Raw genomic sequence first — 21,740 nt, forward strand, 5'->3', positions numbered from 1 at the left:
CCGCTGCTCCGCAGACGGCGGCTCGATCGCCCGGAAGTCGGTCGTTCGTGACTGATCCGCCGACGATCGAAAGACGTGATCGCCGGCGGACGAGTCACGAACGACCGACGCGATCTCGCGGGCCGGCGCGGCGGAAGCGGCCCGGGGCGGTGCCGTGGGCGCGTTTGAAGGCGGCGGCGAAGGCGAACTCCGAGGTGTACCCCACCCGGCGCGCGATGGTCGCCAGCGGTGCGTCCGTGTCCCTCAGCAGGCGTGCGGCGGTGGTCATGCGCCACCACGTCAGGTAGGTCAGCGGCGGCCGGCCGACCAGGGCGGTGAAGCGCTTGGCGAACGGGGCGCGGGACAGGCCGGACGCCGCGGCCAGTTCCGCCACCGTCCACGGGTGGGCGGGGTCGCGGTGCAGGTGGCGCAGCGCGGTGGCGGTGACCGGGTCGGTGAGCGCGGCGGCCCAGCCGGTGGTCCGGTCGGACCCGGTGAACCAGGTGCGCAGCAGGTAGACCAGGAGCGTGTCGAGCAGGGCCGGGACGAGGGCGTCGGAGCCCAGGCGCGGCCGTTCGAGCTCGCCCGCGAGCAGCGTCACGGCGGCGCGCAGGTCCGGGCCGGACACGAGCACGGTGTCCGGCAGGTCGCGCAACAACGGGTGGACGCCGTGCTCCACTTCGTACGCGCCGCACAGCGTGACGGTGGTCGGGTTCGCGGGCGCCGGGTGGTCGACGGCGAAGTCCGGGGCGTTCGGGTCGCACGCGTCCCCGGTCACGGGGGTGGTGGGGCGGTCCGCGAGCACGTGCCCCCGACCGTCGGGCAGGAACACGACGTCACCGGCGTGCAGCTCGACCGGGTCGGCGTCGTCGCGCAGCAGCCAGCACGTGCCCTCCAGCACCACCTGGAACCCGGACGCGCCCGGCACCGGCGCGAACCGCTGCGCCCACGGCGCCTCCCACGCCACTCGGGCGACCACGGGCCGGCCCGTCCGCATCACCGCGACCACGTCGCTGAGCACGTCCATGGAAGACGATTAAACATGTATGCAGGATTCCGCAGCATGGATCGTCTCCTGGAGACCGCATACCGTCGGCACTGTGAAAAGCGCACGCATCCACAGCCACGGCGGCCCGCACGTGATCGTCGTCGACGACGTCCCCATTCCCCGCCCCGGCGCGGGCGAGGTGCTGGTCCAGGTGGCCGCGACCTCGTTCAACCCCACGGAAGTCGCCGTGCGGCAAGGCCGGTTCGCCCTCCCGCTCCCCCACACGCTCGGCTGGGACGTGGCCGGCACGGTCGACGGCGACCCGGTGATCGGCTGGATCGACGGCGCCGCCGCCGAGTACGCCGTCACCACCCCCGACCGCCTCGTCCCCGCGCCCCGCACCGTCCCGCTGCCCGACGCCGCCGCACTGCCCCTGGCCGGCCTGTCCGCGTGGCAGTTGGTGGTCGAGCACGGGCGCGTGCGGCCGGGCCACCGCGTCCTGGTCAACGGCGCGGGCGGCGGCATCGGCGGGTTCGCCGTGCAGCTGGCCAAGCACGCGGGCGCGCACGTCACCGCCACCGCGTCACCGCGCAGCACCGACGTCGTGCGGGACCTGGGCGCGGACCACGTCGTCGGCTACCACCCCACGGGCCGGTTCGATGTCGTGCTCAACCTCGTCGCCGACGCCGAAGTGGCCCGGTTGGGCGACGTGGTCGTCTCGGCGACCCTGAGCGACGCCCCCGACGCCCACTTCGTCACCCGCTTCGACGCCGCCCAGCTCACCGGGCTGGTCGCCCTCGTCGACCGGGGCGTGGTGCGGATCGACGTCTCCGAGCGGCACGGCCTCGCCGACCTGCCCGGACTGCACCGCCGCGCCGAGGCCGGCGACCTCAGGGGCAAGGTCCTGGTGACACCCTGAGAACGGGGGTCCGGGGGAAGTCAGGGTGCGTCCCCGATGCCCCGAAACGCCTGGCGGAGCACTCTTGAGCCATGACGAACGACGTGCTCACCGAAGCCACCGCCAAGGTCAAGAAGCTCCGCCGCAGCCGGACCGACAAGATGGTCGCCGGTGTGTGCGGCGGCGCCGCGGAGATGCTCGGCGTGGACGCCGCGCTGCTGCGCATCCTGCTCGTCGCCGCCACCCTCTTCGGGGTCGGCGCCGGCGCGATCCTCTACCTCGCCTGCTGGATCCTCGTGCCCGAGGCCGAGTGACTCAGCGCGGGTGACCGGGCACGCCCGGCAGCGCCTGCCACGGCCGGGGGCCGCCGAGGGGGCGGTACTCGACGCCGAGCGCGTCGAGCCGCGGCAGGTGGTGCTCGGCCAGCCGGGTCAGGAACTCCGCCTCGTCCCGCCCGGCGGGGCTCCACACGACCTCGGCGAACGCGCACAGCCGGGGGAACGCGGCGTAGTCCAGGCGCCGCGGCGAGTCGAGGTGCTCGGTCCACAGGTTGGCCTGGGCCCCGAGCACCCGGTCCGCCGCCGCCGGCTCGTACCGGTAGACGTCCTCCAGCGTGGTGACGGTGCCGACGGGGATCGGCTCGTCGGGGTGGTCTGACTGCCGGTAGTCCAGGTAGACGTGCTCCTCCGGGCACAGGACGACGTCGTGGCCGCGGTCCAGCGCGGTCAGGCCGGGCTCCTCGCCGCGCCACGACGCGACGATCGTGCGGGCCGGCAGGGGGCCGACGCCCAGCACCTCGTCCCACCCGAACGGCCGCCGGCCGCGCTGGTGCAGGTGTTGGGCGATGCGGCGGACGAACCGGCCGTCACCGCCCTCCGCCTCGTCGCCGCCCAGGCCGATCACCTCGGCCGGGAACACGTCCAGCAGCTCGTCGAACACCTGCCGGTAGAAGTCCACCGTCGACTCGTCGGCGCGCAGCACGTTCGGGTTGACGCCCCAGTCGGTCCACACGTCGCCGCCGGCGACGCCGAGTTCCGGGTAGGCCGCGATGGCCGCCTGGCTGTGCCCCGGCACGTCGATCTCGGGCACGACCGTGATCTGCCGCTGCGCCGCGTACGCGACGACTTCCCGCAGGTCGTCCTGGGTGTAGTAGCCGCCGTGGGGCCGCCCCGCCATCCCGCCGGAACGCCGGTCGCCGAACCGCGAGTCGGGCCGCCACCCGCCGACCTCGTGCAGCCGGGGGAAGCGCCGCGACTCGAACCGCCAGCCCTGGTCGTCGGTCAGGTGCAGGTGCAGCACGTTCAGCTTGTGCACGGCCAGCAGGTCGACGTAGCGCAGCAGGTCGTGCTTGGGCAGGAAGTGCCGCGCCACGTCCAGCATCACGCCGCGCCACGCGAACCGCGGGTGGTCCTCGACCTCGCACACCGGCAGCGCCACCGCCCCCGGCGGCACGGCCCGGAACGCCGCCGGCCCGCTGAGCTGCCGCAGCGTCTGCCGCGCGTAGAACTCCCCGGCGTCGTCGGACGCCTGGACCCGCACGCCCCGCTCGGAGACCGACAGCCGGTAGCCCTCGGCGGGCCCGGCGACCCGCTCGACCTGGAACGTGCCGTCGAACGGCACCTCGCCGTCACCTCGGGTGAACGACACGGGACGCGGCAGGATCACGACTTCACCGCCCCGGCCAGGCCCGCGACCAGCCGCCGCTGCACGAGGATGAAGAACACCAGCACCGGAATCGTCATCACCGTCGATCCTGCCATGATCGCGCCCCAGTCGTTCTGGTCCGGTTTGACGAACACCTGCAACGCCAGCGGCAGCGTCTGGTTCTCCGCCGCCGAGATGATGAACGTCTTGGCGAACAGGAAGTCGTTCCACGCGTGGATGAACGACAGCACGCTGGTCGCCACCAGACCGGGCGCGACCAGCGGGAACAGCACCTGCCACAGGAACCGGAACCGGGACGCGCCGTCCAGCGTCGCCGCCTCCTCCAGCTCCACCGGCACGGCCGCGACGAACCCGCGCAGCATCCAGATCGCGAACGGCAGGCTGAACGCCAGGTGCACCAGCACCAGCGAGCCGAGGTGGTTGAGCCCGAACACCGGCACCACGTCCCGCACCGACCGCATGACGAAGAACAGCGGGATGGTCAGCGCCTCGACCGGCACCATCTGCACCACCAGCAGCATGATCAGCAGCGTGGTGCGGCTGCGGAACCGGAACCGGGTCAGCGCGGTGGCCGCCAGGAACGAGATCAGCAGGCTCAGCGCCACCACCGCGACCGCCACCACGACGCTGTTGAGCAGGTAGCGGCCGAAGTTCTGCACGGTCAACGCGCGCACGAAGCTGTCGAGCGTCGGCGCGAGCGTCCACGGCCGCGGGTCGGTCGAGATCACCTCCGCCTCGGGCTTGAGCGCCGTGAGCACCATCCAGTACAGCGGGAACGCCACCACGGCCGCGACGACGACCGCGACGCCCTCGGCGATGCCCCGCGACGCGCGCCGGTTCACAGCACCTCCCCGCTCCGCCGCAGCGCCCGCAGGTAGCCGAGGGTGATGAGCAGCAGCAGCACCGTCGTCACCACGCCGATGCTCGCGCCGAGCCCGTACTCGGAGGCGGCGAACGCCTGCTGGTAGGCGTAGACGTTGAGCACCAGGTTGCGGCCCGCGATGCCGCCGCCGTTGGTCATGATGTAGATCTGGGTGAACACCTTGAAGTCCCAGATGATCGACTGGATCGTGACGACGATCAGCAGCGGCCGCAGCAGCGGCAGGATCACCCGGGTCGCCGTCGTGGCCGTGCTCGCGCCGTCCAGCGCGGCGGCTTCCAGCACCTCGCCGGGGATCGCCTTGATCCCCGCGTACAGGGTGACCATGACGAACGGGAACGAGCACCAGATCACCTGGGCGGCGACCAGCCCGAACGCGGTCCACTTCTCGTAGGTCCAGGACATCCCGGTGGTGCCGAGCACCTCGTTGACGAACCCGAAGTTGGCGTCGAACAGGAACAGCCAGATCGTGGACCCGGCCACCGCGGGCGTCGCCCACGCGCCCAGCGCGGCCAGGAACATCGTCATCCGCGCCCACGTGCGGACCCTGGTGGCCAGCACCGCGAGCGCGGCGCCGACCAGCAGGGTCCCGACCACGCAGACCGCCGCGAACGCGACCGTCTGCCCCAGCACGGCCCAGAACCGGCTCTGCGACAGCAGGGTCGCGTAGTTGTCCAGGCCCAGGAAGGTCAGCGGCGCGCCGCCGCTGACCTGCTCCTGGCCGTAGTCGAACAGGGAGATCAGCACCAGCTGGTAGATCGGATAGCCCATCAGCCCGACCAGCACCAGCAGCGCGGGGGCGAGGTAGGCGAACGCGATCCGCCCGTCGCCCTTGGTGGTCCGCATCGTCATGCCCGTGTTCCTCGGTCGTTCACGACGAACCGAAGGCGGCGTTCATCTCGTCGGCCGCGGTCTTCGCCGCCTTGTCGAGGTCTTCACCACCGGCGGCGACCTGCTGCAACAACGTCGGCAGCACGGCCTGGGCGTCGATCTTGGCCCAGTTCGGCGTGACCGGCACGAACCGCGTGCCCGCCTCCAGGGTCTTGATGAACGGCTCCAGCACCGGGTTGGCCTTGGCGACCTCCGCCTGCACGTCGCCGAACGTGGGCAGGTTGCCCATCGCGTCGAACATCTTGCGCTGATACTGCTTGCCGCCCAGCAGCCGGACGAACTCGGTGGCCAGCGTCTTGCGCTCGCTGCCCTTCATCACGCCGAGCAGGTTGCCGCCCGCGAACGCGGGCGCGATCTCGCCCGCCTTCTTGCCGGGCAGCGGCACGACCGCGTACTTGCCCGCGGCGGTGGAGGCGTCGACGGACTTGCGGTTGAAGTCGCCGCCGATGACCATCGCCGCCTTGCCCGCGCGGAACGCCTCCACGCTGGCGTCGCCGCCGTTGCCCGCGCACTGCGAGGGCGGGCAGATGTCGTCGGCGATCAGCTCGGTGTACTGGCGCAGGCCGGCCTTCGACTCGGGGCTGTCGATCGCGGCCACGTACTTGTCGCCGTCCTCGCGGGCGATGTCACCGCCGTTGGCCCACACGAACGGCATCGCGCCGTAGGTGTACTTGCCGCCCGCGGAGATGCCGAGCAGGTCGGGCTTGGCGGCGCGGATGCGGCGGGCCAGCGGCGCGATCTCGTCCAGCGTGGCCGGCGGCTGGAGGTTCAGCTCCTGGAAGACGTCGGTGCGGTAGTAGAGCGCGCGCACGCCGACGAACCACGGCACGCCGTAGACCTTGCCGTCCACCTTGCCGGTGTCGAGCACGGCGGGCAGCAGGTCCTTCGCCTCGTCCCAGCCGCCGAGGTCGAGCTCGGTGAACCCGCCGCCCGCGACGTAGCCCGCCAGGTCGGTGTTGCCGAACTCGGCGACGTCGGGCGCGCTGCGCGGGTCGCTGAACGCGGCCTTGAACCGCTCGGCGCGGGTCTGGACCTGGATGTACTGGACCTCGACCGTGACGCCGTCGTGCGCGTTCTGGAACTCCGAGATCGCCTCCTGGACCACGGCCTCCTTCGGACCGTGGTTGACCTCGTCGAACAGCCAGACCCGGAGGTGGCCCGTCTGCTCGTCCGTGCCGGTGCCCGTGACGGGGCCGGACTGGACCGGGGTGCACCCGGCCAGCACGGCGACGCCGACGGCGGCTGCTGTCAGTGCGAACCGCATCCTCGCCACCTCTTCTCGCAACGTTGCGCAATATGCAACAGCTATTTCAAGGGAAGCAACGGGGATGCTAATGTCCGCGACGGCAAACGGTCTAGACCAGATCCGCCCAGGTCCGGACCGCGGCGGCGGAGACCGGGGCGTCCCAGCCGCCTGGCCGGACCGCGCCACCGACGTGGAACCCGGTGACGCCGACCGCCTTCAACGCCGGGACGTGCTCGGCCTTCAACCCGCCGCCGACCAGCAGCCGCACCGCGCCCTGCCGCGCGGCCAACCGCTCCAGCACGGCGAAGCCGTCCGCGACGCCGCGCGGGCTGCCGGCCGCGAGCACCGTGTCGCACCCCAGTCCCCCGACCGCGGTCCACGCTGCCTCGGGGTCGGCCGAGTTGTCCAGCGCCCGGTGGAAGGTCCACGCGCACCCGTCCAGCTCCTCGAGCAGCGCCCCGCACGCCGCCTCGTCCACCCACCCGGCCGCGTCGAGGAAGCCGAGCACGAACTCCGTCGCGCCCGCCTCGCGCAGCGCCGCGGCGTCGCGCCGAAGCCGGTCCAGGTCGCCGGGCGCGAAGCCGGGCGCGTCGCGGAGCATGACCCGGACCGGCAGATCGGTCGCGGAGAGCACGTCCCGCAGCACGGCGACCGGCGGCGTCAGCCCGTCCGCGCCCATGTCGACGGTGAGTTCCAGCCGGTGCGCGCCACCGTCCTGCGCGGCTTCGGCGTCGGTGGCGTCCAGTGCGATGACCTCAAGCATGGTCTGGACCATAGCTCTCGGGTGGCCGCGGACGTCCCGAGTGAACTGTTAAAGCGAACCGATGTATCTCGCGTAGAACTACTCACTCCTTACCTAATGACCGGTCCTCGACCCCGACTGAGGAGGCCGCATGAGCGCCAATCCGCCTGGCGTCGACGAGCTGGACCCCGAGGAGCTGGAGAGGCAGTTCGCCGAGGGGACGGTCGCCGAGCTGGACCTGGGCGAGGAGCTGGACGAACTGCCGCCGGTGACGCCGACGGGCCACCACCAGACGCACAGCGTCCCGGTGGACGTCGACGACACGCTGCCGGCCGGCAGCTGAAAGCCGCTGGGGGGGCAGGGGGAGGCGGTCGTCGGTCGGCTTCGAGGGGTGCCGATCGGGGGTCGCCTGCGAATGGGGGGAGGCGGTCCGCGGTGCGAGGGGGGCATCGCGGACCGCCGCCGCGCCGGTGACGGCGGACGTGTGTGACGATCAGCTTCGGCTGGGGGACGCCGAGAAGGAGGTGACGACGTGGGAGAACTGCGCACAGCCGGTGAGCGCCCACCGTGGGAGGGTCTCGACGGGACGGACCGGCACGCGGCGTGCGTCGTCGCCGCCCGCGACGGCGACCGCAGGGCGCTGGACGTCCTGGTCGCCGACCTGACACCGCTGGTGTGGCACGTCGCCCGCGGGCACGGGCTGGACCGCAGCACCGCCGAGGACGTGGTGCAGACGGTCTGGCTCGCGCTGCTGCGACACCTCGACCGGCTGGTCGAGCCGCGCGCGCTGGCCGGGTGGCTCGTCGTCGCGACGCGCCGCGAGGCACAACGGACCTGGACACCGGCTCGCCGCGAAGCGGCGCTGAGCGACGAGCTGGCGGAACAACTGGAGAGCGAGTACGGCCTGCCCGAGGACGCCGCCCTGGTCGACGACCGGGACCACCGGCTGTGGCGGGCCTTCGGCCGTTTGTCGCAGAAGTGCCAGGAACTCCTGCGGCTCACCGTGCTGGCCGGCCGGGCGGAGTACCGCGCGGTCGCCGAAGCACTGTCCATGCCACGCGGCAGCATCGGCCCCACCCGGGGCCGGTGCCTGACCATGTTGCGCACACATCTCGACGCGGAAGGAGGATCGCGGTGAACGACATCGACCCGCGCGATGACCGCAGAGGCCAAGAGGACACCGCTGTCCTCACTGAACTGAACCGCCTGGTGTACGAGTTGGACGCGCCCCCGGCGGGGCTCGTCGAACGCATCCAGTTCGCGGTGGCACTGGAGAACCTGGACGTCGAGGTGGCTCGGTGGGAACGCGCCGGCTCCTTCGCCGGGGTGCGCGGAGGCAGCCCCGGCACCATCACGTTCACGGTGGACAACCTGACGTTGATGGTGAACTTCACCTCCATCGGCGCGCGGCACCGCATCGACGGCTGGCTCGTGCCCGCCGGCGAGCACACCGTCGAGGTGCGGGTCGCCGAGCACGAGTCGAGCACCACCAAGGCCGACGACGGCGGCCGGTTCGTGCTGTCCGACGTGCCCGCGGGCACCACGCAGATCGTCGTGCACCTGGTCGACTCGCGCGGCGAGCCGGGGCGGACCGTCGTGACACCGACGATCATGTTGTGACGGCGCGCCGACCGCCGGCGCACTCACGGAGAGTAACCCGTTCGGCGCACAGATAGCAGCCACAAGACGGCTTCTCGGACACGTTCTGTGTGCTGGCATTAAGGACGTGTCCGTGCCTCGCTCCGCCCTGCCGGTCTCCGCTGCCCCGCTCAACGGTGTCGAGGTGGCGGCCGACCTGCACAAACAGGCATACCGGGCGGCGTCGCGCGGCCGTCCGGCGGACGCCGTGACGCTCCTGCGCCGCGCGTTGCGCGCACTGCCGGTGATATCGCCGACCGTCGAAGCCACCACGGTCCGCATCCGGATCCTGATCACGTTGTCGTACGGCGAGGCGGAGACGGAGTCGGTCGAGGGCGGCTTGGCGCACCTGCGGACGGCGGGCGAGTTGATCGCCGAGCTGCCCGAGGGGCCGGACGCGGTCGGCCTGCGCGCGATCGTGAAGGACCAGCAGGCCCTGGTCCTGCACCGGGCGGGCCGCACCGCCGAGGCCATCGCCCTGTACGACGAGTCGGTGCGCCAGCTGGAGGCCGGGTGGGCGTCCGGGGCGGTCGGCGCGGCGACCCTGGCCACGGCCCTGATGAACCGCGGGCTGACCACCATCGCGTTCGGCCTGCCGGAGGCCGCCGAGCGGGACGTGCACCGCGCGATCGAGCTGGCCGAGGCCGAGGACCTGCCGCTGCTGAAGGCGAAGGCGCTGGGCAACCTGGGCGACATCGCCCACCTGACGGGTGACGTGCCCCGATCGCTGGGCTACCACGAGCAGGCCGAACGCGTGTTCCGCCTGCTGGCGCCGGACCTGGTGCCCCGGACCCGGATCGACCGGGCCCGCGTGATGCTGGCCGCCGGTCTGGCCGACGAGGCCGCCAAGCACCTGGACGAAGCCCTGGTCGTGCTGCGGCGAAGGCGGGTCGGCCAGGACCTGGCCGAAGCCGAACTGACCCGCGCCGCCGCCGCCCTGCTGCAAGGCGACCCGACCACCGCCCGCCACCTGGCCGACCAAGCCCAACGCCGCTTCCGCCGCCGGGGCAGCAAGTCGTGGGCCGAACTGGCCGCCCTGATGCGCATGCGCGCCGATTTCACCACCGCCACCGCCGGGTCGAACACCACCCCCGCCGAGCGCACTGCGTCACCCGTGGCCCCCTCCTTCGCTGGGGAACCGATTGGTCCCGGCGCACCCGCGATCCCCTCCCCCGCGGCGGAACCGACCGGTCCCGGTGCGCCCGCGGTCCCGTCCCCCTCCGGCGCGGAACCGGCCGACCCCAGCGCACCCACCGAACCTTTCGTACCTGCTCAGGGCCGGTCCGCTGCGTCTGCGACCGTCCGGGCCCGGGTGTCGGCGCGGCTCAGCCCGTCCCGCGCGACCCGCCTGGCCGAGCGGCTGACCGCGGTCGGGCTGACCGACGAGGCCGCCGTCGCCAGGCTGCTCGCGGTGCGGATGGCGATCCGGCGCGGCGACCTCCCCTCCGCCCGCGCGTTGCTGGACCGGGTGCCGCCACCGGGCCCCATCACGCCGATCGACCACCGGATGCTGCTGCGGCTGTGCCGTGCCGAACTGGCCGTGGCCGAGGGCGAGCCCGGGACGGCGTTGCGCGAAGCCGAGGAGGGCCTGGCCGAGCTGGGCCGCGTCCGCGACCGGATGGGCGGCCTGGACCTGCTGTGCGGCACCGCCGTCCACGGCCGTGAGCTGGGCGAACTCGCCGTGGGACTGGTACTGGACCGGGGCGGTGACGCGGAGGCGGCGTTCGACTGGCTGGAGCGGACCCGGGCGCAGGTGTACCGGTACGAGCCGTTGCCGGCGATCGACGACCCGGTGCTGGCGCGGCGGGTGGCGCAGTCGCGGTCGTTGTCGCGGGCGGTGCAGCAGGCGCGGTTGGACGGTCGGCCGGTGGGCGAGCTGGAGGACCGGCTGGACGAGCTGCACCGCGAGGTGGCCCGGCTCGGGTGGCACACGAGCGTGTGGGGTCGGCCGCGGCCGGTGCGCGGGGTGGCCGACGTGCGACCCCTGTTGGGTGATCGCGCGATGGTGAGCTTCGTGGCGCACGGTGACGTGCTGTCGGCGGTGGTGCTGGTGGCGGGCGAGGCGACGTTGGTGCGGCTCGGCCCGGCGGCCGGGGTCTTCGAGGCGGCTCGGGAGCTGCACGCCGACCTGGACGCGCTCGGCCCGGACCACCTGTCGCCGCTGCTCGCGGCGGCCGTGAGGGCGTCGGCGGCGCGTCGGGCGGAGCGGTTGGACGAGGCGTTGATGGGGCCGTTGGCCGGGTTGATCGGCAAGCGGGAGCTGGTCGTCGTGCCGACCGGTGACCTGTACGCGGTGCCGTGGAACGCCCTGCCGTCCCTGCACGGTCGCCCGATCGTGGTAGCCCCTTCGGCGACCGCGTGGCTGAACGCTCGGTCGGCCCGGACGTCGGCGCGGCGCGTGGTGCTGGTGGCCGGGCCGAACCTGCCCGAGGTCGTCAGCGAGGTGAGCGACCTCCGCGGCACGTATCCCGACTCAGTGACGGCGGAAGCGGTGAGTGACGTGTTGGCGTCGTTGAACGGGGCCCGGTTGGCCCACATCGCCGCCCACGGCGAGCACGTCGCCGACAACGCCCTGTTCAGCCACCTGGAACTGGTCGACGGGCCGCTGTTCGCGCACGAGACCGCCCGCCTCCCCACCGCCCCCGAGCAAGTGATCCTGGCCGCGTGCTCGTTGGCGCTGAGTCACATCCGGCCGGGCGACGAGGCCCTGGGTTTCGCCGGTGCGCTGCTGGCGAGCGGCTCGCGCACCGTCGTCGCCGCCGTGAACCAGGTCGGCGACCGGGCCGCCGCGCTGGCGATGGGGACGTTCCACAAGCTCCTGTCGGACGGCAGACCGCTGTCCCACGCCCTCGCCGAAGCCACCGCGGCGGACCCGCTGCGTCGCCCGTTCGTGTGTTTTGGCGCATGAACTTTGTGCCACCACCGCCCCACACGTCCGAGCGAATTCACCCGCCTCAGAAGGCTCCCAACACCGCCCCCGCCTGACTCACCGCAACCGTGTGCGTGGCGAACCCGGACTCGGTCGCGACGTGCAGCAGGAACCCCGTCGGCTCGGCCAGGTACCCGGTCTGCCGGTCCGACCGGAGCGTCAGGGACGTCTGCCGGTACGTGCTCGGCGCGACGGACACGACCGTTCCCGCGAACGGCACGCTGATCGCCCGGTGCACGTGCCCGGCCAGCACGCGGGCCGCGTTGCCGTGCCTGCCGAGCACTTCGCCCAACGCCGGCCCGTCCTCCAGCCGCATCCCGTCGAGCAACGGAATCCCGACCGCCACCGGCGGGTGGTGCAGGCAGACGAAGGCCGGCACCTCGGGCCGCCGCCCGAGCACGTCGTCGAGCCACGACAACTGCTCTTCCCCGACCAACCCCGCCGGCCCGTCCGGCCGCCAGGAATCCAACGCCACCACCGTGAACCCGCTGTGCTCGACGGCGTAATGCGCCGATTCCCCGTCACCGAGGAATTTCGTCCCACCAAACACTTCGACCAACGCCGCCGGGTCGTCGTGGTTCCCGGTCACCAGGTGCAAGGGCAAGGGGAACCTGTCCACCAACTCCCGCAACTGCGCATAAGCGTCCACATCCCCGTATTCGGTCAAATCCCCGGTGATCACCACACAATCCGGCTGCGGATCCAACGCCAACACCCTGCCCAAAGCGAGCCTCAACAACGCCGCCGGCTCCGCCGCCAACACATCGGTCCGCAAGTGCGGGTCACTCAGGTGCGCGATGAGCACGTGCCCACTCCAGTCCTCAAGTCAAACCCCCGCCAACCCCACCAGCCTGACCACCCGGACCCCCCTAGTCGAGCCAATTCCCACCCCCACCAAACTCTCCGCCTCCGCAGCAACCCCCACCCCAACGTCACCACGACCCGGCCCCCGCAACACCCCAACAACCCCCGGCCTCCTCACCCAACTCACCCTGCGACCGCACCGCCCAGCGCGCACAGCAGCGCCACGCCAGCGATACGACGGCAGCCGGGCACATGCCAGCGACGCGGCAGCGGCAGACGCGGTGACGGCGATCCCGGCGGCAGGACACCGATGGCACCGGAACGATGCCGCGACGGGCGATGGGACACGTACCGCGGCAAAGCCAGCGCGAAGGGCCGGCTTGGGCGGCGGGCTCGGATTTGCAGCCTCGGAGCGCAAGGGTGGGCGGCCGTGAGTCGCCGGGCTCAGATGGTCGGGCTCAGATGGCCGGGCTCAGGTGGCCGGGACATAGCCAACTGGGGCATGGGCGGCGGATCCGGGGCACGCGGCTCATGGATCCCTGCGAGCGCTTGGTGCCAGTGACCGGGCGGCGGAGTGGAGCGGGGTGTGGTGGGTGGGTAGGCGGGGTGGGTAGGGCGGGTGGTTGAGGGGGGCCGTCTCGTTTTAACCGAGGGGCGGTAACGGTGTTTCCGTACATTGTCGGGGCGATCTCACCCGATCGTGTTCGGCAGGATCCTTTCGTCGCAGGTCAGGGCAGTGGAGGACGGTGAAGGGCCCGGTTCACCAGTGGTGAACCGGGCCCTGCGCGACTTCAGCCGATCAGACGGCGGTCAGGTGACCGGGTCGATCAGAAGTCCATGCCACCGGCGTCCGGGACGGCCGGGGCGGAGTTCGCCTTCTCCGGCTTGTCCGCGACCACGGCCTCCGTGGTCAGGAACAGCGCGGCGATCGACGCGGCGTTCTGCAGCGCCGAGCGGGTGACCTTGGTCGGGTCCGGCACGCCGGCCGCCAGCAGGTCCTCGTACACGCCGGTCGCGGCGTTGAGGCCGTGGCCCACGGGGAGGCCCTTGACCTTCTCCACCACGACGCCGCCCTCGAGGCCGGCGTTGACGGCGATCTGCTTCAACGGCGCCTCGACGGCGACCTTGACGATGTTGGCGCCGGTCGCCTCGTCACCCTCCAGGTTCAGGCCCTGGAACGCGATCTCGGCGGCCTGGAGCAGCGCGACGCCACCACCGGCGACGATGCCCTCCTCGACGGCGGCCTTCGCGTTGCGCACCGCGTCCTCGATGCGGTGCTTGCGCTCCTTGAGCTCCACCTCGGTGGCGGCGCCGGCCTTGATCACCGCGACACCGCCGGCGAGCTTCGCCAGGCGCTCCTGCAGCTTCTCGCGGTCGTAGTCGGAGTCCGACTTCTCGATCTCGGCGCGGATCTGGTTGACGCGGCCCTGGATCTGCTCCGCGTCACCGGCGCCCTCGACGACCGTGGTCTCGTCCTTGGTCACGACGACCTTGCGGGCCTTGCCCAGCAGCGACAGGTCGGCGTTCTCCAGCTTGAGGCCGACGTCCTCGGTGATGACCTGGCCGCCGGTGAGGATCGCGATGTCCTGCAGGATCGCCTTGCGGCGGTCGCCGAAGCCGGGCGCCTTCACGGCGACGGACTTGAACGTGCCGCGGATCTTGTTGACGACCAGCGTGGCCAGGGCCTCGCCCTCGACGTCCTCGGAGATGATCAGCAGCGGCTTGCCGCCCTGCATGACCTTCTCCAGCAGCGGGAGCAGGTCCTTCACCGACGAGATCTTCGAGCCGTAGAGCAGGATGTACGGGTCCTCGAGGACCGCTTCCTGGCGCTCGGGGTCGGTCACGAAGTAACCGGAGATGTAGCCCTTGTCGAAGCGCATGCCCTCGGTGAGCTCGAGCTCGAGCCCGAGAGCGTTGCTCTCCTCGACGGTGATGACGCCTTCCTTGCCGACCTTGTCCATGGCCTCGGCGATGAGCTCGCCGATGGTCGAGTCGCCCGCGGAGATGGACGCCGTGGCGGCGATCTGCTCCTTGGTCTCGACCTCCTTGGCGGTCTTGAGCAGCTGCTCGGTCACGGCCTCGACGGCCTTCTCGATGCCGCGCTTGAGGCCCAGCGGGTTGGCGCCCGCGGCCACGTTGCGCAGGCCCTCGCGGACCAGAGCCTGGGCGAGCACGGTGGCGGTCGTGGTGCCGTCACCCGCGACGTCGTCCGTCTTCTTCGCCACTTCCTTGACGAGCTCAGCCCCGATCTTCTCCCACGGGTCCTCGAGCTCGATCTCCTTGGCGATGGAGACGCCGTCGTTGGTGATGGTCGGCGCGCCCCACTTCTTCTCGAGCACGACGTTGCGACCCTTGGGGCCGAGCGTCACCTTGACGGCGTCGGCGAGAATGTTCATGCCACGCTCGAGACCGCGGCGGGCATCCTCGTCGAACGCGATCATCTTGGCCATTGCGGTGTGTTCCTCCGCCTGATTACGAATGGGGCCACTACGGGCGCACGCCCGCAGCGGAACACGGTGCTTCGGCCAGGCTCGGTGCCCGCGACGGACGACCAGCCCCCTGCTACCGGGGACGGGCCTCACCGTCCCAGCCTGCGTGTTGGCACTCAGGTGTTCCGAGTGCCAATACCGTGTTTAGCACTCGACGGAGGAGAGTGCAAGAAGAGCTGGTCAGCGGGACGTGCGGACGGGCACGCTGGTGGGCAGCGGTTTGCCGCTGGTCGTGCCCCCGACCTCGATGGACTGGCTGGAGCCGCCGCTGCCGCCCTGTCGCGGAGGTTCATCCTTCGGCGTGAGGATCACCACGAGGATGACGATGAGCACGATCGCCACCGCACCGGCGACCACGGGCGCGAACCACGCGGGCCGGGACTTGCCGGTGTTGGTGAACGCGCTGGCGCCGACCTGGGCGGGCGGGCGCAGCCGCACGGGGTCCTGGAGGAACCCCGGCTGCTGTTGCTGCGGGTAGGGCGGCCGGTACTGGCCGGGCTGCGGCTGCCCCACCGGCACACCGCCGGTCTGCGGGCCCATCGGCACGGGGCCGGACTCGGTGCGGCGCGGCGGCGGCGCGCCCTGGACCGCGCCGGACAGCGCCGCCCGCGCCGCGGAGATCAGCTCGGCGCACGAGCCGTACCGCTGGTTGGGGTCCTTGGCGGTGCCCTTGCGCAGCACGTCGTCGATGGCGGGCGGCAGCGACACCGTCGAGGTCAACGACGGGATCTCGGCGCCGAGGTGGCCCTGGATGACGTCCTGCACGCTGCCCTGGAACGGCGGCCGGCCGGACAGGCACGCGAACACCATGCACGCGAGCGCGTACTGGTCGGTGCGGCCGTCGAGCGGTTCGCCGCGCAGGTGCTCGGGCGCGGCGTAGGTGGGTGAGCCGAGGAAGTCGCCGGTGCGGGTGCGGTGCCCGGTGGCGCCGCGCCGGGTGAGGCCGAAGTCGGCCAGGTAGACGTGCTCCCCCGCGGCTTCCTTGGTGGTGACCAGCACGTTCGCCGGTTTCACGTCGAGGTGGACCAGGCCCTTGCCGTGCAGCATGTCGAGCGCTTCGGCGACCTGGCCGAGCAGCGCGAGGGTGCGCGCGGGCGAGAGCGGGCCGTCCTTGATGTGCGAGGCGAGGTCCTGGCCGTCGACCAGCCGCATCGCGATGTAGAGCAGCCCGTCGACCTCGTCGAAGTCGTAGAGCGGCACGATGTTCGCGTGGTCGATCGCCGAGGTGTTGCGCGCCTCGTCGACGAACCGCTCCCGGAACTCGGCGTCCGCGGTGAGGTGCTCGCCGATGACCTTCAGGGCGACCTTGCGACCGAGCCTGACGTCCGTGGCCTTGTAGGTCACGCTCATGCCACCGCGGCCGAGCACCCCGTCGATCCGGTAGTGGCCCAGCCGTCGCCCGCTCAGGTCCTCCGACACGCGACGGAGCCTAACGTCCGCGTACAGGGGGCCACACGGGGTTCCCGCCAAACGGACCAGGGGAAGACGGCCCGACCCGCCGCGTGGCGGGTCGGGCGGAGGTCACGATGCCTTCCGCACGTCCGATGCCTGGCTGCGGCCGTCACGCCCCGCCTGGATCTCGAACTCCACGCGGTCGCCCTCGGCCAGCGTCCGGAAGCCTTCCATCTGGATCGCCGAGTAGTGCACGAACACATCCGGCCCGCCGTCGGCGGCGATGAATCCGTACCCCTTCTCCGAGTTGAACCACTTGACCGTGCCGACAGCCAAGACGTCCTCCTTCGAGAAATACCCTGAGCAAACCGCCACGCTAGAGGCACGAGGGGGTTCGCCGATACCTCCTTATGGAGTCATGAGCGGACGCTGAATCCGTTGTCGCGCAACCAACTGACGAGTCCTCGCGGGCTGCGGGTCCGGGTGAGCACCAGACCGGGTCCGGCGAAGTCCAGGACCAGCCCTTCGCCATTCCGCACGGATTGGGGCGCGTCGGGCGAAACGGCCCGCAGCCGGCACTGCACGGTGTCGGCGAACGCGACGACGTGGCTGCTCGCGACGGTGACCAGCTCGCCGGGTTCGAGGGTGACCACGTCGAGCGTGCCGTAGCAGCTGAGCACGACGGAGCCGGTGCCGAAGGCGTAGGCGAGGAAGCCGTGGTCACCGCCGTGCAGGGCGCGCACGGGCGGCGCGGCCGGGTCGAGGTGGGCGGTGGCGGCGCAGGCGAGCCAGCTGTCGCGGGCCACGCACCAGCCGGTGGTGGCGTCGAGGTCGAGCACGTGGAGGTCCCCGGGCAGGGGTGGCGCGACGTCCACCCAGCCGCCTTCGGGGCCCGCGGTGCACAGGGCGGCGTTGACGCCGGGCGACTTGGCGCGGCTGTCGACGGCGACGCCGTAGCTGGTCGCGAGCACGGCGGAGCGCTCGACCACCACCGGCTCACCGGGTGCCAGGACGAGTCGTGCCACCCCGAAGGTGGGGGTGTGGCGGGTCCGGACCTGCAACTTTCCCCCTGTCGTGATCAGCCGGTTGGAGCAGTCTGCCACGGGCGCGGCAGGATGGGGCGCGTGTCGAACACGCTGACCCGAGTCGCTGATCACAAGGCCCGCGTCGCCGACTTGGTCGGAATGATGCCCGTGGTGGACCTGGCGGTGGCCGACTGCCTGGGTCTGGTGCTGGCGCGGGACGTGGTGGCGGGGGTGCCGCTGCCGCCGTTCGACAACTCGGCGATGGACGGTTACGCGGTCCGCGCGGCCGACGTGGCGGCGGTGCCGGTGGAGTTGCCGGTGGTGGAGGACATCCCGGCGGGGCGGACGTCGGTGGGGCCGCTGGAGCCGGGCACGGCGCACCGGATCATGACGGGCGCGCCGGTGCCGCCGGGCGCGGACGCCGTGGTGCAGGTGGAGTGGACCGACGGCGGCACGTCGGTGGTGCGGGTCGACCGGCCGGTGGCGGCGGGTCAGAACGTGCGCAAGATGGCCGACGACGTGGCCGTGGGCACGACGGTGCTGAGCGCGGGCGTGGTGCTCGGTCCGGCGCAGCTGGGGTTGGCGGCGGCGCTGGGGTTCGGGTCGCTGCCGGTGCGGCGCAGGCCGCGGGTGCTGGTGCTGTCGACGGGGTCGGAGCTGGTGGGGCCCGGGGTGGCGCTGGAGCCGGGGCAGATCTACGAGTCGAACGGCGTGATGCTGGCCGCGGCGGTGCGGGAGGCGGGCAGCGAGGCGGAGCTGCTGCGGTTCGTCCCGGACGACGTCGAGCAGTTCCACGCGGCGATCGCGCCCCGGTTGGCGTCGGTGGACCTGCTGCTGACGTCCGGTGGCGTGAGCGCGGGCGCGTACGAGGTGGTGAAGGACGCGTTCACGGGGCGTGGCGTGGAGTTCACGAAGGTCGCGATGCAGCCGGGCGGGCCGCAGGGCGCGGGCCGCTACCAGGGGGTGGCGGTGGCGACGCTGCCCGGGAACCCGGTGAGCGCGCAGGTGTCGTTCGAGGTGTTCGTCCGGCCGGCGCTGCGGGCGGCGATGGGGTTCGCGCGGGTGGAGCGGCCTTCGGCGACGGCCACGTTGAGCGCGCCGGTGACGTCGCCGGCGGGGCGCACGCAGTTCCGGCGGGGCGCGTACGACCCGAAGTCGGGCCGGGTGGTGACGCCGGTGGGCGGGCCGGGGTCGCACCTGCTGTCGGCGTTGGCGATCAGCAACTGCCTGATCGAGGTGCCGGAGGACGTCACCGAGCTCGCGGCGGGGGCCGAGGTCACCGTCCGCCTTCTGCACGGAGAGTGACATCGAGTTGACCGTCCGACATTGAAGACCGGTGTGACGCGGCTTACACTTGGGATGATCGGAGCTCCGGCCGGTCCGTGCGTTCGTCGGGGGACGCACGGGCGGGCCGGACGCGCTCCGGCGCAAACGCGTAGCGTGTGGCGGGCCGGAAGCACTGCCCTGACACGGAAGAGCCATGACCGTCGATCGCGACAAGCACAGTGGTGCCGTCTCCCACTTCCTCGAGCTCGCCCGGGGGATCGTCCCCCCGATGCACCCCGCGGGCCGTCCCTTCGTCGCGGGCGCTGCCGTCGCGACACTGCTGCTGCGCCGGTACTCCAAGCGCGCCGGTGTCGTCGGAGGTCTGCTGACCGCGTGGGTCGCGTGGTTCTTCCGCGAGCCCAAGCGCACCACCCCCACCCGCCCCGACCTCGCGGTCGCGCCCGCCGACGGCACCGTCTCGCACGTGGTCGAGGCCGTGCCGCCGCACGAGCTCGGCCTCGGGTCCGCGCCGATGACGCGGATCAGCGTGTTCCTGTCGGTGTTCGACGTGCACGTGCAGCGCGTGCCCGTCCCCGGCCTGGTGCGGCAGGTGTCGTACCGGCCCGGCAAGTTCCTGTCCGCCGACCTGGACAAGGCCAGCGACGACAACGAGCGCAACACCGTGTGGCTGACCACGCCGTCCGGGCACGACGTGGTGGTCGTGCAGATCGCGGGCCTGGTGGCGCGGCGGATCGTGTGCGAGGTCGCCGAGGGCGACAAGGTCGCGGTCGGGCAGACCTACGGCCTGATCCGGTTCGGCTCGCGGGTCGACCTGTACGTGCCGACCGGCAGCCGCGTGCTGGTGGAGGCCGGGCAGCGCACGATCGGCGGCGAGACGGTGCTCGCCGAGCTGCCCTCGTCGGAGGTCTGAGCCGATGGCTCCCAGCGGGCCGGGGATCAGGCTGCTGCCGAACGCCATCACGGTCCTCGCGATGTGCGCGGGGCTGTCGGCCGTGCACTTCGCGATCATCGGGATGTACGGGGCCGCGATCGGGTCCATCGCGGCGGCGGCCGTGTTCGACGGGTTGGACGGGCGGATCGCCCGGCTGCTCGACGCGACCAGCAAGATGGGCGCCGAGCTGGACTCGCTGGCCGACGCGATCTCGTTCGGCGTCGCGCCCGCGCTGGTGATCTACGTGTGGAGGTTCGACCCGGGCCGCGAGGGCTGGGTCGTCGCGTTGATCTTCGCGGTGTGCATGGTGCTGCGGTTGGCGCGGTTCAACACGCTGCTGGAGGTCGAGCAGCCGCCGTTCGCGAAGGAGTTCTTCGTCGGTGTGCCCGCGCCGGCCGGCGGCCTGTTGCTGCTGCTGCCGCTGATCCTGGACGAGCAGCTGGGCCGGTCCGGGTGGTGGTCCGGTCCGGTGGTCGTGGCCGTGTGGACGGTCGGGATCGCGTTGCTGCTGGTGAGCCGGATCCCGACGCTGTCGGTGAAGACGATCAAGGTGCCGCCGCGCCTCGTCGCGCCGCTGCTGGTGCTCGTCGGCCTGCTGGCGGCGGCGGTCATCACGTTCCCGCTGGTGGCGTTGATCGCGGCGATGCTCGTGTACCTGGGGCACCTGCCGTACTCGGTGCGGCGGTACCGGTGGTTGGCGAAGCACCCGGAGGCGTGGTCGGTGCCGGCGGCGGATCGGCGGGCGATCAAGCGGGCGCACGGCGTGGCGGCGCGGCGGTTGGGGTTGCGGCAGCCGTTGGGCGGCCGGGTGGCGGGTGCGGCGATGCGCGCCGTGCGGCGGCCCCGGCGGACGGTGAACCCGACGCACGTGGCGGCGGAGACGAACGGCCAGGCGAGGGCGGGCAAGCGCCGCGGGTGGCGGCAGATCGGCTTGCGCCGGCATGATCGGCCTTAGCTCGCTGCACTGGCTTTGACCTGCTGTTACGCGCGGTGACTCCGTTCACGACCGGGTGATCTTCACTCCGGTCATGAACGGAAACGCCGTTATCGGGACGCTCGAACGTCGGTTGAAACAACGAGGCCGGCAACCAACCCCCGGCCTCGCCACCCACCCGCCGCCCACCGTCCACCGTCCGCAGCAGCTCCCGGCGCCCCACGCGCCGGCCACGGCCACCGCACTCGTCACCGCGTGCGGCAGCCGAGCCCCGTAGCTGCCCCCGTAGTCACCGCGCGAGCCGTGCGCCCCTGCCCAGGCCGGGCCGGGGCGCACGGCCGGCCTGCCGTCGTCGCGGCTAGTCCTCGTCGTCGGCGAAGGGGTCCTCGGACGTCGCCGGGTCCCACGACAGGCCCGGCACACCCCAGCCGTTGGCCTTGAGCATCTTCTTCGCGGCCCGCTTGTGCCGCCCCACCAGCCGGTCGAGGTAGATCACGCCGTTGAGGTGATCGGTCTCGTGCTGGAGGCACCGCGCGAAGAACCCGGTGCCCTCGACCTCGACGGGCTTGCCGTCGCCGTCGAACCCGGTCACCTTCGCCCACGTCGCCCGCCCCGTCGGGTACGACTCGCCCGGGGCCGACAGGCAGCCCTCGAAGTCGTCGTCCGGGTCCGGCATCCCCAGCGGGACCTCGGAGGTCTCCAGCGCCGGGTTCACCACGACGCCGCGGTGCCGCACGCCCTCGTCGTCCGGGCAGTCGTAGACGAACAGCCGCAGGTCGACCCCGATCTGGTTGGCCGCCAGGCCGACACCGTGCGCCGCCGCCATCGTCTCGTACATGTCGTCGATCAACGTGCGCAGCGACTCGTCGAACACCTCGACCGGGCGGGTCGGGTTGTGGAGCACGGGATCTCCGGCGATCCGGATCGGGTGAACTGCCATGGCGTGCAGCCTAACGGCGCGTCGAACGGGACGCGCCGACCGATGAGCCGACCCTCACCAAGATCACGTGATGTAATGGCAC

General features: G+C 72.1%; 21 protein-coding genes. 9 read left to right on the forward strand and 12 right to left on the reverse strand.

Annotated features, from left to right (window positions below):
* Positions 1 to 94 precede the first annotated feature (94 nt).
* On the reverse strand, positions 95 to 1,006 hold the full coding sequence (locus tag ACIQMJ_RS02815; RefSeq protein ID WP_499759290.1) for an AraC family transcriptional regulator: 912 nt from the start codon (positions 1,004 to 1,006) through the stop codon (positions 95 to 97).
* 73 nt (positions 1,007 to 1,079) lie between these two features.
* On the opposite strand from ACIQMJ_RS02815, the gene ACIQMJ_RS02820 reads away from it, so the two are divergent.
* Entirely contained in the window at positions 1,080 to 1,886 is an 807-nt protein-coding gene (locus ACIQMJ_RS02820) for an NADP-dependent oxidoreductase (protein WP_499759291.1), read from the forward strand.
* A 71-nt stretch (positions 1,887 to 1,957) separates the two neighbouring features.
* Positions 1,958 to 2,179 carry a PspC domain-containing protein gene (locus tag ACIQMJ_RS02825; protein WP_499759292.1) on the forward strand — a complete coding sequence of 74 codons (222 nt, stop codon included), beginning with the start codon at positions 1,958 to 1,960 and terminating at the stop codon, positions 2,177 to 2,179.
* A 1-nt stretch (position 2,180) separates the two neighbouring features.
* Here ACIQMJ_RS02825 and ACIQMJ_RS02830 read toward each other — a convergent pair whose 3' ends face one another.
* The 5 genes from ACIQMJ_RS02830 to ACIQMJ_RS02850 form a co-directional block, all read right to left on the reverse strand.
* Positions 2,181 to 3,530, reverse strand: coding sequence for a beta-N-acetylhexosaminidase (locus ACIQMJ_RS02830; protein ID WP_499759293.1), 1,350 nt, complete (start codon positions 3,528 to 3,530; stop codon positions 2,181 to 2,183).
* A complete protein-coding gene (locus ACIQMJ_RS02835; protein ID WP_499759294.1) occupies positions 3,527 to 4,372 on the reverse strand; it encodes a carbohydrate ABC transporter permease in 846 nt (281 codons plus the stop codon). Before ACIQMJ_RS02835 ends, ACIQMJ_RS02830 begins: the two co-directional genes overlap by 4 nt.
* Positions 4,369 to 5,262: a carbohydrate ABC transporter permease gene (locus tag ACIQMJ_RS02840; protein ID WP_499759295.1), complete on the reverse strand. Its 894-nt coding sequence runs from the start codon at positions 5,260 to 5,262 to the stop codon at positions 4,369 to 4,371. The genes ACIQMJ_RS02835 and ACIQMJ_RS02840 overlap by 4 nt, the downstream gene beginning before the upstream one ends.
* Before the next feature lie 19 nt (positions 5,263 to 5,281).
* Positions 5,282 to 6,565 carry an extracellular solute-binding protein gene (locus ACIQMJ_RS02845; protein WP_499759296.1) on the reverse strand — a complete coding sequence of 428 codons (1,284 nt, stop codon included), beginning with the start codon at positions 6,563 to 6,565 and terminating at the stop codon, positions 5,282 to 5,284.
* A gap of 91 nt (positions 6,566 to 6,656) precedes the next feature.
* A complete protein-coding gene (locus tag ACIQMJ_RS02850) occupies positions 6,657 to 7,310 on the reverse strand; it encodes a copper homeostasis protein CutC (protein ID WP_499759297.1) in 654 nt (217 codons plus the stop codon).
* A 130-nt stretch (positions 7,311 to 7,440) separates the two neighbouring features.
* Between ACIQMJ_RS02850 and ACIQMJ_RS02855 the strand changes: the two genes are divergently transcribed.
* The 4 genes from ACIQMJ_RS02855 (at position 7,441) to ACIQMJ_RS02870 (ending at position 11,835) form a co-directional block, all read left to right on the forward strand.
* Positions 7,441 to 7,632: a hypothetical protein gene (locus ACIQMJ_RS02855; protein ID WP_499759298.1), complete on the forward strand. Its 192-nt coding sequence runs from the start codon at positions 7,441 to 7,443 to the stop codon at positions 7,630 to 7,632.
* 189 nt (positions 7,633 to 7,821) lie between these two features.
* Entirely contained in the window at positions 7,822 to 8,427 is a 606-nt protein-coding gene (locus tag ACIQMJ_RS02860; protein ID WP_053718676.1) for an RNA polymerase sigma factor, read from the forward strand.
* Positions 8,428 to 8,486: 59 nt separating this feature from the next.
* Positions 8,487 to 8,909 (forward strand): carboxypeptidase regulatory-like domain-containing protein, encoded by a 423-nt coding sequence (locus tag ACIQMJ_RS02865; RefSeq protein ID WP_387488077.1) that lies wholly within the window; start codon positions 8,487 to 8,489, stop codon positions 8,907 to 8,909.
* Between the two features lie 112 nt (positions 8,910 to 9,021).
* Positions 9,022 to 11,835 carry a CHAT domain-containing protein gene (locus ACIQMJ_RS02870; protein WP_499759299.1) on the forward strand — a complete coding sequence of 938 codons (2,814 nt, stop codon included), beginning with the start codon at positions 9,022 to 9,024 and terminating at the stop codon, positions 11,833 to 11,835.
* A 46-nt stretch (positions 11,836 to 11,881) separates the two neighbouring features.
* Here ACIQMJ_RS02870 and ACIQMJ_RS02875 read toward each other — a convergent pair whose 3' ends face one another.
* The 5 genes from ACIQMJ_RS02875 to ACIQMJ_RS02895 all read right to left on the reverse strand — a co-directional run bounded on the left by ACIQMJ_RS02875 (position 11,882) and on the right by ACIQMJ_RS02895 (position 17,602).
* Positions 11,882 to 12,661, reverse strand: a complete 780-nt coding sequence (locus ACIQMJ_RS02875) for a phosphodiesterase (protein ID WP_499759300.1) — start codon at positions 12,659 to 12,661, stop codon at positions 11,882 to 11,884.
* An 826-nt stretch (positions 12,662 to 13,487) separates the two neighbouring features.
* A complete protein-coding gene (gene groL / locus ACIQMJ_RS02880) occupies positions 13,488 to 15,110 on the reverse strand; it encodes a chaperonin GroEL (RefSeq protein WP_499759301.1) in 1,623 nt (540 codons plus the stop codon).
* 219 nt (positions 15,111 to 15,329) lie between these two features.
* Entirely contained in the window at positions 15,330 to 16,568 is a 1,239-nt protein-coding gene (locus tag ACIQMJ_RS02885; RefSeq protein WP_499759302.1) for a serine/threonine-protein kinase, read from the reverse strand.
* 102 nt (positions 16,569 to 16,670) lie between these two features.
* The gene (locus ACIQMJ_RS02890) at positions 16,671 to 16,877 is read right to left on the reverse strand and encodes a cold-shock protein (RefSeq protein WP_033432301.1); all 207 of its coding nucleotides are present in this window, start codon (positions 16,875 to 16,877) and stop codon (positions 16,671 to 16,673) included.
* Between the two features lie 80 nt (positions 16,878 to 16,957).
* Positions 16,958 to 17,602: an AIM24 family protein gene (locus ACIQMJ_RS02895; protein ID WP_499759303.1), complete on the reverse strand. Its 645-nt coding sequence runs from the start codon at positions 17,600 to 17,602 to the stop codon at positions 16,958 to 16,960.
* A 54-nt stretch (positions 17,603 to 17,656) separates the two neighbouring features.
* On the opposite strand from ACIQMJ_RS02895, the gene moeA reads away from it, so the two are divergent.
* The 3 genes from moeA (at position 17,657) to pssA (ending at position 20,739) form a co-directional block, all read left to right on the forward strand.
* Entirely contained in the window at positions 17,657 to 18,871 is a 1,215-nt protein-coding gene (gene moeA / locus ACIQMJ_RS02900) for a molybdopterin molybdotransferase MoeA (RefSeq protein WP_499759304.1), read from the forward strand.
* A gap of 175 nt (positions 18,872 to 19,046) precedes the next feature.
* On the forward strand, positions 19,047 to 19,763 hold the full coding sequence (locus ACIQMJ_RS02905; protein ID WP_499759305.1) for a phosphatidylserine decarboxylase: 717 nt from the start codon (positions 19,047 to 19,049) through the stop codon (positions 19,761 to 19,763).
* Between the two features lie 4 nt (positions 19,764 to 19,767).
* Positions 19,768 to 20,739, forward strand: a complete 972-nt coding sequence (gene pssA, locus ACIQMJ_RS02910) for a CDP-diacylglycerol--serine O-phosphatidyltransferase (protein ID WP_499759306.1) — start codon at positions 19,768 to 19,770, stop codon at positions 20,737 to 20,739.
* 337 nt (positions 20,740 to 21,076) lie between these two features.
* Here the strand turns inward: pssA and ACIQMJ_RS02915 are convergent, their stop codons facing one another.
* Complete coding sequence (locus ACIQMJ_RS02915) at positions 21,077 to 21,658, reverse strand: peptide deformylase (RefSeq protein WP_499759307.1); 582 nt, start codon at positions 21,656 to 21,658, stop codon at positions 21,077 to 21,079.
* Positions 21,659 to 21,740: the final 82 nt, after the last annotated feature.

Origin of the sequence: Actinosynnema sp. NPDC091369 (assembly GCF_044757065.1) — a bacterium.
GTDB lineage: Bacteria > Actinomycetota > Actinomycetes > Mycobacteriales > Pseudonocardiaceae > Actinosynnema.